The organism is Acholeplasma laidlawii (assembly GCF_015709225.1).
In the GTDB taxonomy this organism is placed as follows: domain Bacteria; phylum Bacillota_I; class Bacilli_A; order Acholeplasmatales; family Acholeplasmataceae; genus Acholeplasma; species Acholeplasma laidlawii_A.
Genome location: NZ_JADNRS010000007.1, coordinates 24,014 through 34,340, shown reverse-complemented (window position 1 = coordinate 34,340; position 10,327 = coordinate 24,014). Strand labels below are relative to the sequence as shown.

Genomic DNA, 10,327 nt, shown 5'->3' with positions numbered 1-10,327 from the left:
TGCTCCCCTTTTTTACTTTAGTAGACAATTAATCTATAAATTTTGTAACTTCTTTAGCACTTAAGCGAACGGATTCATAACCAGATTCATCTGCTTTACCAACCGAGATAAGTAACACAGGTGCATAACGACTATCAATACCAAGCGCTTCATGAATTAACTTTTTATTAAATCCACCAATTGGACATGTATCATATCCATAAGTTCTTGCTACAAGCATAAAGTTCATTGAGAATAATCCACCATCTAAATGAAGTGAGTTTAAATAACTTATATCATTTGGATCGATTTCAAGTTTCTTAAAACTTTCAAGATTTCTATTTCTAATTTCAACAGGCATCATACCTCGTTCAACAGAGCGATCGAAAATAATATACGCATCATCATACTTACGAATATCCGCTGTGACTAGGATAATGTGAGAAGCAGTGTCTAGTTGAAGTTGATTACCCATAAGGATTGGTCTTAACTTTTCTCTAGCGGTTTGACTTTCAATCACAAAAAGTCTAACTGGTTGTAAATTTCTACTAGAAGGTGCACGTAGTGCATCGTTCAACATATTTTCTAAAGTTTCATTAGAAATCTTTTCATTTGTGTATTTTCTAATAGAGCGTCTACCTAAAATTATATCTTTCATTACATTATCATCCTTTCATCTAAGTCATTTTAGCATCAACAAATGATAATTTTGGTAAAATAGGCTTCGGAGAGCGAGATTATGGCATATTTAAGATTATTTGAATGGTATCAAGCAAACAAACGAGATTTACCTTTTAGAAAAACAGATAACCCTTATCATATTTGGGTATCAGAGATTATGTTACAACAAACTCAAGTAGACACAATGCTACCTTTTTATGATAGATTTTTAACTATCTTCCCGACAATTCATGATCTTGCTGATGCAGCTATAGATGATGTATTAAAAGTAGTACAAGGTATTGGTTATTATAAAAGATTTAGAATGCTACATAAAGGTGCACAATATGTTATTGATCATCATGATGGTAAGTTGCCTGAAGATTACTTTAAAATACTAAAAATACCGGGTATTGGAGCCTACACAGCTGGTGCAATTATGTCGATAGCGTTTCATAAACCTTATCCAGCAACAGATGGTAACGTCATTCGAGTGCTTTCTAGAGTAAAAATGCTAGAAGATGATTTTAGACTGGATAAGCATAAAAAGAAATTAAATGAATTGAATAAAGAACTCATTGAGAATTCTAACAATCCTTACTTATATACTCAAAGTATGATGGAATTGGGTGCAACTGTATGTAAGGTGTCTAATCCTTTATGTGATAATTGTCCTTTACAAGATGTATGTTTAGCAAACATAAACAATGTCCAGCAAAACTATCCTAAAATGAGTCCTTTAAGAACAAAAAAAGAAATCCAATACTTCACATTCATACTTGAATATAAAGAAGGATTTCTCATGCGTAAGCGTACTGAAGATTTATTACATGGGTTTTATGAATTTGTTCAAATTGAATCAGATAGTTTAAATGGTGCATTAACTCAAGCTCAAGAATTGGGCCTAGAGATCCAATTACTTGATGAGTTACAACCTATCAAACACATTTTTACGCATATGATTTGGCAAATCAACTTATACCGTGGTACGGTAAATAGTACCGTATCACCTTACGAAATCGTCCATGATTTTAGTAAGGTACCAATCGCCACAGTTGTTAAAAAGCAAATAAAGCAAATTTAAGTCAAATATTCCATTAAGACATCTGTTTTCTTTAACGAAAGCATAAATGGAATTCCAAGTAGTGCAACGACTATGAGTTCACCAAGTGCAATGGTTCCAAAATTGAACCAATATACGTTAAATGTGTCAAAATGGTAAGATATTTCAAAAGCAATCACTAGACCATTAAATAATGCTGGAAAGATAAGTAATGCAAGTACCCATTGTTTTCTAAAAGTATACAAGAAGATACATACTAAGAGTGTAGCAAGTGAACCATATAAGGCATCAATTAAACCAAATGCACCAAAGTAATTTGCTAAAAACGTACCAAAAACTAACCCTATTGTGTGTTTTTTATTAAAAAACACCAGAACTAAGAGTATTTCAGCGATTCTAAATTGAATGGCTTCAAAACTCATAAAATAAAATACAAACACTAAAACAACATAAATTGCTGAAATAGTCATTTGTATGACAATATCTTTTAAATCTAAACCTTTTTTCATTTTTTACTCCTTGTTTTGTTAAAGCGGGTATTTCCCTAGGCTACCGCTATTTTTTACATTCCTTATTCTACCATTTTATGATATAATTTCAACCATGGAAGGTGGTTTTATTTTGATTTCATATGAAGTATTACATGTTTGTAAGCAAAGTGGTGCTAGGCTTGGTAAATTAACGACACCACATGGTGTGTTTGAAACACCTATTTTTATGCCAGTAGGTACACTGGCTACTGTAAAAACATTAACAGTTGAAGAAATTAAAGAAGTTTCAGAAGGTTTAATCTTAGCAAACACCTATCACCTATGGCAACAACCAGGTGAAGATATCGTAAAAGATCACGGTGGTATTCGTGGGTTTATGAAATGGGATGGTGCACTTTTAACTGATTCTGGTGGTTTTCAAGTATTTTCACTTGCTAAATTACGTGATATTAAAGAAGAAGGAGTTCATTTTAAGCATCATAAATCAGGTGCTCCATTATTCTTAAGTCCTGAAGATGCGATACGCATTCAAGAGGATTTAGGAGCAGATATTATTATGTCTTTTGATGAATGTCCACCACCTTATGAATCCTATGAATATATGAAGGATTCAGTAGAAAGAACCATTCGTTGGGCAAAAAGAGGTAAAGAAGCTTTAAAAACTGATCAAGCTTTATTCGGCATTGTACAAGGTGGTTTAAATAAAGAATTAAGAGCACACTGTGCTGAAGAGCTTATTAAACTGGATTTCCCAGGTTATTCTATTGGTGGATTATCTGTTGGTGAAACAAAGGCTGAAATGTATGAAATGACAAAACATTTAAACCCGATTTTACCATTTAATAAACCGCGTTATTTAATGGGTGTTGGTGCACCTGAGGACTTACTAGAAAACGTGATTAATGGTGTAGATATGTTTGACTGTGTACTGCCAACTAGAAATGCTAGACATGGTACTGCACTTACAACTATCGGTAAAGTGACTATTAAAAATAAACAATTTGAACGTGATATGTCAAGTCTAGATCCAAATCTACAAACAAGTGTTTCAAAATATTCTAAGAGTTATATTAGACACTTATTTAAAGCGGAAGAACAACTAGGTCAAAGACTCGTAAGTATTCAAAATTTGGCATACTTAAAGCATTTAATGGCAGAAATTAGACAAGCAATCAAAGACGATAGATTACTAGATTTTAAAGATGAGTTTTATGAAAGAACGAATTATCCTAAAGTAAGTTACTAAAGTCTTTATTTTTTAGTGAAAATAGTTTACAATGAGAGTAGTATGAATAGGAGTGATATCATGGTTTTTGGATTTAACGACGAATTTAATCAAAAGCCCGTTATCAAGGTCGTCGGTGTCGGTGGTGGAGGTAACTCTGCAGTAAACCGCATGATTGAAAATGATGTTAGAGGGGTTTCATATGTTGCAATGAATACCGATGCTCAGGTACTTAAGGTATCAAAGGCAGATGAGCGTATTCAATTAGGAAAAAAATTAACCAGAGGATTAGGTGCCGGCGCAAAACCAGCTATTGGTAAGCAAGCAGCATTAGAATCTGAGGATGAAATTAGAGAAGTACTATCTGATGCAGATATGGTTTTTATTACTGCTGGTATGGGTGGTGGAACTGGTACTGGTGCTGCACCTGTAGTTGCACGTATTGCTAAAGAACTAGGTGTTCTAACCATTGGTATCGTAACAAAGCCATTCGTATTTGAAGGTCCACTGCGTATGCAACATGCAATTACTGGACTTGAAGAGTTAAAACCAAATGTTGACACTTTAATTGTAATACCAAATGAAAGATTATTCTCAATTGCGGATAGAGACATGCAATTACTAGATGCATTTAGAGAATCTGATAAAGTATTACGACAAGGTGTGCAAGGTATTGCTGAAATTATTGCAGTTCCTGGTATGATCAACGTTGACTTTGCTGACGTTAGAACTGTGATGGAAAATAAAGGTACAGCCCTAATGGGTATTGGTATGGCTAGTGGTGAAAACCGTGCGATTGAAGCAGCTAGAAAAGCAATCCATTCCAAATTATTAGAAGTATCTATTGATGGTGCAACAGATGCGATCGTAAATATCTCTTCTGGAGCCGAAGTAACATTATTTGAAATTGAAGCTGCATTAACTGAAATTAGAAATGCAACTGAGTCTGATTTAAACGTTATTTACGGTCATACAGTTAGTGTTGATTTAGAAGATGAAATGATTGTTACAATCGTTGCAACTGGTTATGAACTTCGTGCTAAAGGCAATGAAGTCGAAAAGATTGCTGGTGACATCTTTAGAAACAATAGTACACAACAAGTAAAAATAACAGATACTGGATTAGAGCCTTTAAATGATAAGGAAGCATCTGGTGAAGATACTAAGAAGCGTACATTACCTTCTTGGTTACATAGAAAATAAAAGAGGCGAAAGCCTTTTTTAACGAAAGGTATTAAGATTATGTTAAGTATTGGTATTGTAGGTTTACCTAACGTAGGTAAATCCACATTGTTTAACGCAATAACTAAATCTCAAGTGACAGCAGCAAACTATCCATTTGCAACCATCGATCCAAACGTTGGTGTTGTTCATGTTAAAGATGAGCGCTTAGAAAAATTAGCTGCCATTTATAAGTCTGGAAAAATCATTCCAACGACGATTGAGTTTATTGATATTGCTGGTTTAGTAAAAGGCGCATCAAGTGGTGAAGGTTTAGGTAATCAATTTTTAAGCCACATTCGCCAAGTGGACGCTATTGCACACGTTATACGTTGTTTTGAAGATTCTGAAATCACCCACGTAGAGGGTAAGGTCGATCCATTAAGAGATTTAGAAATTATTGAAATCGAATTAAGATTATCTGATTTAGAATCTGTTGACAAGAGACTAGCTCGTTTAGAAAAACAAGTTAAGGTGAAAATTAAGGAAGCTATCATAGAACAATCAGCATTACTTAAAGTAAAACACATGATTGAAAATGAACTACCTACATCTGTCTTAGATTTTACTGATGAAGAAGAGAAAATTGTTAAAGGATTTAACTTATTAAGTCTTAAACCTGCTTTATACATCGCAAATATGGCTGAAACAGATTTAGCAGATCCTGAAAGTAATCCATATTTTCAAACTTTAAAAGCTAAAGCTATAAAAGAAAGCATAGAAATCATTCCGATTTCTGCACAAGTTGAATATGAAATATCTTCATTAGATGATCCGGAAGAACAAGCAATCTTTATGGAAAGTTATGGCTTAACATCTTCAGGATTAGATACTGTTATTGTAAGTGGATATAAATTACTTGGATTAAATACTTACTTTACATGTGGACCAATGGAAGCACGTGCTTGGACATTTAAAACAGGTACGAAAGCACCTGAGGCTGCTGGTATTATTCATACTGACTTTGAACGTGGCTTTATCAAAGCAGAAGTACTTGCTTATAAAGACTTAATTGAATTTGGTACACCATTACTTGCTAAAGAAAAAGGTAAGGTGCGTATCGAAGGTAAAGAATATGTTGTTCAAGATGGTGACATCATTCTATTCAGGTTTAATGTATGAGTTTCTTAAAGTATTTAGATAAAACGATTGTAGCAAGTAAATATTTTAGTACCGATGAGATGACAAAAATCTATAATCTTGGAGCAAGACACTTTGGTGAGAACTATGTTCAAAGTTTATTAGATAAAAAATCATCCTTAAAGGACTTAAAAGATATTTCATGGCACTTAATCGGACATCTACAATCCAATAAGACAAAACTCATAATCAATGAAATAGATTATCTTCATACATTAGACTCAATTAAGCTAGCAAGCATCATTCAAAAATATAGAAATACACCATTAAATTGTTTTATTCAAATAAATTTGGAAAAAAACGACAATAAAGAGGGTATTTTAATAGAAAATCTAGATGAATTCATACAAGAAATTAAAAAATATGATAAAATTAATCTAATCGGATTTATGGCAATAGGTGCGATAGATGATGTTGTAAGAACCGAAGAAATATTTAAAACACTAAATGATTTAAAGATTAAGTACAATCTCAACTACACATCCATGGGCATGAGTAATGATTATGAATTAGCACTTAAATATCACAGTGATTTCTTACGCATTGGATCACTATTTAAAGGGGTCATATAATGGGTTTATTTGGTAAAAAAAAGCAAAAGAATCAACAAGTTCATATTCAAACTGCTGACCGTTTCATTATGGAACAATTAAAAAATGATGATGATGCATATATCACAGCACTAGCTAAACAAATGATGGATGGTGCGCCACTCATACTTAATTTTGAGGCACTTCACATTGACAGAGCCAATAAAGCGATAGCATTTATGTCTGGTGTTGTATACGCAATTAGCGGTCATATTGTTGAAATCAATGAAACAACATATTTATTTGGTAACAAAGAACTATATGATGACCAAACAGTGGAAACTTGGTTAAAAACAAATTTAAATTAATATTGCAATGATTAGAACAGGTAGCCTTGTAAAGGTTTAAAGCGAGTAAGGGATGGTGTAAGCCTTATAAACAAACACAACAGCTATTATCAACTAGGAGCAAGCATAAAAATCAATTGAGTGCACAATGATTAATTGTGAACTAAGGTGGTACCGCGAATTTGACTTTCGTCCTTAGAATTTATTTTTAAGGACGTTTTTATTTAATAAAAGGAAGGATATTCATATGAACTATAAAGACACACTTTTAATGCCTAAAACTGATTTTGAAATGAGAGGTAATCTTGGTAAAAGAGAACCTGAAATTCAAAAGCATTGGGAATCAATCGATTTATACAATAAAGTATTAGAAAAAAATAAAGATAATACACCATTTGTTTTACATGATGGGCCACCATATGCTAATAATAACATTCATATAGGTCATGCCTTTCAAAAGACTTTAAAAGACTTTGTTTTAAGATATCAAACGATGTCAGGTCGTTATACCCCATATATTCCAGGTTGGGATACGCATGGTTTACCGATTGAAAATGAAGTTACCAAAAGTGGTGTAGATCGTAAACAACTCACACGTGCAGAGTTTAGAAAAATCTGTAGAGAGTATGCGATAAAACAAGTAGAAGTACAAAAAGCACAATTTAAACGTTTAGGCATCTTAGGTGATTGGGGTAATCCTTATTTAACATTAGATAAATCTTATATTGCTGACCAAGTCAGAGTATTTAGTCAAATGGTCGATAAAGGCATTATTTATAAAGGTTTAAAACCTATCTATTGGTCACCATCCTCAGAATCAGCATTTGCTGAGGCTGAAATCGAGTATATGGATAAACAATCAAAATCTATTTATGTTGGATTTGATATGATGGGTGATAAATTCCCAAATACTAGACTACTTATTTGGACAACTACACCTTGGACACTACCAGCGAACCTAGCTGTTTCAGTGCATCCAAATTTTGATTATGTATGGTTTAATAATGAGGGTAAAAATTATATTGCATTAAAAGAATTACTTCCTAAATTATTAGAAAAATTAGGCTTTTTAAATGCGAAAGTACTAAAAGAATTCAAAGGTAGCACACTAGAGTTCATGAACTATAAGCACCCATTATATGACCGTGTAAGCCCGATTATCTTAGGTGAACACGTTACAGCTGAAGATGGTACTGGTCTAGTACATACAGCACCTGGACACGGGGAAGATGACTATTTTGTAGGTAAAAAATATAATCTAGACCTACTTTCACCAGTTGATGAAAAAGGTCACATGACTGAAGAAGCAGGCCCTTATGCTGGTATGTTCTATGAAAAAGCTAACGCACAAATCGTAGAAGATTTACGTGAAAATGGTCATTTATTATATGATGAAACGATTACCCACTCATATCCTCATGACTGGCGTACTAAAAAGCCTGTCATCTTTAGATCTACACCTCAATGGTTTGCAAGTATTGATATGTTAAAAGGTGATTTACTTGAAGCAATCAAAGGTGTTAAATGGCATACTTCCTGGGGTGAGGTGAGACTTACAAACATGATTAAAGACCGTAATGACTGGGTCATTAGCCGTCAACGTGTTTGGGGTGTTCCAATTCCAATCTTCTATGATAATGAAAATAATCCTTTACTAGATAGAAAACTAATTGATCATGTAGCCTCATTATTTGAAGTACACGGATCAGATATTTGGTATGAATGGGATGTAGAAAAACTTTTACCAGATGATTATAAAGGACCAAGAGACTTAACGAAAGAACTAGACATCATGGATGTTTGGTTTGATAGTGGTACATCTTATAATATATTAAAACGTCGTGGACTAACATTTCCTGCGGATATGTATTTAGAAGGTTCAGATCAATATAGAGGATGGTTTAACTCAAGTTTAACTACAGCAATCGCAGTAGATGGTGTATCTCCATACAAAGAAATTGTTTCACACGGTTTCGTTTTAGATGGTAAAGGTAGAAAGATGTCTAAATCTTTAGGTAACGTCATTGACCCTTTAACTGTCATGAACGATCAAGGTGCCGATGTCTTAAGATTATGGGTTGCATCTGTAGACTACGAAGCAGACGTGCGTATTTCTAATGATTTAATGAAGCAAGTTTCTGAAAGTTACAGAAAGTTTAGAAATACATTCAGATTTATGCTTGGTGTTTTAGATGGTTTTAATCCGGAAGAAAATTATATTGGTTGGTCTATGCGTGGGCAATTAAACCGTGTTATGACTGATAAATACTATGTTTTAGCTACAAAAGTGAATGAGAGTTATGCAAAATACAACTTTGTTGAAGTTACAAGACTGATTATTCCATTTGTAGTAAATGATTTATCAGCATTCTACCTAGACTATACAAAAGATAGCCTATATTGTGATGCGGAAGATGATTTTGAACGTCGTGCTATCCAATCAACAATTTATGATATACTATTAGGATTACTTAGATTATTAACACCTATCATGCCTCATACAACTTCAGAGGCTTACGATAGTCTTAAATATAAAGAATATGACAACATCTATTTGGAAAAAATGCCAATTGGTGGTAAACTAAAAGAACCAAAACTACAAGTAAAATATGACATATTTGACGAACTAAGAAATCATGTATTAAAACATTTAGAACTAGCTCGTGAAGCAAAAGTGATTGGTAAATCACTGGATGCTCACCTAAATTTAAGTGTGGATCAAACAACTTATGATGCACTTGAATATTTAGATTTATTAGATAAATTAGATAAAATACTTATTGTTTCAAGTGTCCATATATCCAAAGCAGATCAATTAGATATTAAAGTTTCTAAAGCTGATGGACATGTTTGTGCAAGATGTTGGAATATCGTTAAAGAAGTAAATCAAGATGACGTATGTTTACGTTGTGAAAGCGTTCTGGAGGGTCTTAAATGAACATTTTAGTGGTCAATGATGATGGAATCGATGCAGAAGGTTTACGTATATTAACAAAAGCAGCAAGTTATCACGGAAGTGTCTATGTGTCTGCACCAAAAGTTCAACAATCTGCAAAGTCGGCATCAATTACCTATACAGGTTATATTGATGTTGAAGAAATTGAACCTGTATTAGGTAGTGTAAGAACTATAGTTGTTGATGGCACACCTGCAGACTGTGTTCGATTAGGTGTGAAAGTCTTTGAACAAGAATTTGATCTAGTTGTATCAGGTATCAATGATGGCGTCAATTTAGCAATTGATGTTCAATACTCTGGTACAGTAGCTGCAGCTTTTGAAGCTTCTATTATGGGATTAAATGCAATAGCTTTCTCAGCACCTGACATTAAATTACCTTATATATTTGACGAAACTATCAAAATATTAGATGAAATCATTGAAAATAAATTATATTTAGAAACTGATATATTAAATATTAACTATCCACATGCATCTTTTAAAAAAGTACTTGGTACACGAATTACTAAAATGGGGTTAAGAATTCAACACTCTGAATTCATTAAAACCGATAAGCCAAATACATATAGAATATTAGGATCTAATATCTTCGTAAAAGAAGATCAGGATGCTGATATGACTGCATTTAATGAAGGTTATGTTTCAATTACTCCATTAAAAATGGATAGAACAGACTACAAAAAGATTGAAAAGTTATTTAATTCATAATAAGG

10 protein-coding genes are annotated in these 10,327 nt (G+C 33.1%); 8 read left to right on the top strand and 2 right to left on the bottom strand.

Going from position 1 to position 10,327, the window contains the following annotated elements; all coding sequences use genetic code 11:
• Nucleotides 1-28: 28 nt before the first annotated feature.
• The gene (locus IY230_RS00535; RefSeq protein WP_196369403.1) at nucleotides 29-637 is read right to left on the bottom strand and encodes a nitroreductase family protein; all 609 of its coding nucleotides are present in this window, start codon (nucleotides 635-637) and stop codon (nucleotides 29-31) included.
• 81 nt (nucleotides 638-718) lie between these two features.
• Between IY230_RS00535 and mutY the strand changes: the two genes are divergently transcribed.
• Nucleotides 719-1,723, top strand: coding sequence for an A/G-specific adenine glycosylase (mutY, locus tag IY230_RS00530; protein WP_196369402.1), 1,005 nt, complete (start codon nucleotides 719-721; stop codon nucleotides 1,721-1,723).
• Here the strand turns inward: mutY and IY230_RS00525 are convergent.
• On the bottom strand, nucleotides 1,720-2,211 hold the full coding sequence (locus IY230_RS00525; protein WP_196369401.1) for a QueT transporter family protein: 492 nt from the start codon (nucleotides 2,209-2,211) through the stop codon (nucleotides 1,720-1,722). The two genes, mutY and IY230_RS00525, sit on opposite strands and share 4 nt — an antisense overlap.
• 94 nt (nucleotides 2,212-2,305) lie before the next feature.
• On the opposite strand from IY230_RS00525, the gene tgt reads away from it, so the two are divergent.
• The 7 genes from tgt to surE all read left to right on the top strand — a co-directional run bounded on the left by tgt (nucleotide 2,306) and on the right by surE (nucleotide 10,322).
• Nucleotides 2,306-3,439, top strand: a complete 1,134-nt coding sequence (tgt, locus tag IY230_RS00520; protein ID WP_196369400.1) for a tRNA guanosine(34) transglycosylase Tgt — start codon at nucleotides 2,306-2,308, stop codon at nucleotides 3,437-3,439.
• Nucleotides 3,440-3,481: 42 nt separating this feature from the next.
• Entirely contained in the window at nucleotides 3,482-4,621 is a 1,140-nt protein-coding gene (gene ftsZ, locus IY230_RS00515) for a cell division protein FtsZ (RefSeq protein WP_230852556.1), read from the top strand.
• Between the two features lie 36 nt (nucleotides 4,622-4,657).
• Nucleotides 4,658-5,761 (top strand): redox-regulated ATPase YchF, encoded by a 1,104-nt coding sequence (gene ychF / locus IY230_RS00510; RefSeq protein ID WP_196369406.1) that lies wholly within the window; start codon nucleotides 4,658-4,660, stop codon nucleotides 5,759-5,761.
• Nucleotides 5,758-6,351, top strand: coding sequence for a YggS family pyridoxal phosphate-dependent enzyme (locus IY230_RS00505; protein ID WP_196369399.1), 594 nt, complete (start codon nucleotides 5,758-5,760; stop codon nucleotides 6,349-6,351). Before ychF ends, IY230_RS00505 begins: the two co-directional genes overlap by 4 nt.
• The gene (gene sepF / locus IY230_RS00500) at nucleotides 6,351-6,677 is read left to right on the top strand and encodes a cell division protein SepF (protein ID WP_196369398.1); all 327 of its coding nucleotides are present in this window, start codon (nucleotides 6,351-6,353) and stop codon (nucleotides 6,675-6,677) included. Before IY230_RS00505 ends, sepF begins: the two co-directional genes overlap by 1 nt.
• Nucleotides 6,678-6,903: 226 nt before the next feature.
• Nucleotides 6,904-9,594: an isoleucine--tRNA ligase gene (ileS, locus tag IY230_RS00495; protein WP_196369397.1), complete on the top strand. Its 2,691-nt coding sequence runs from the start codon at nucleotides 6,904-6,906 to the stop codon at nucleotides 9,592-9,594.
• Complete coding sequence (gene surE, locus IY230_RS00490) at nucleotides 9,591-10,322, top strand: 5'/3'-nucleotidase SurE (protein WP_196369396.1); 732 nt, start codon at nucleotides 9,591-9,593, stop codon at nucleotides 10,320-10,322. The genes ileS and surE overlap by 4 nt, the downstream gene beginning before the upstream one ends.
• Nucleotides 10,323-10,327 lie beyond the last annotated feature (5 nt).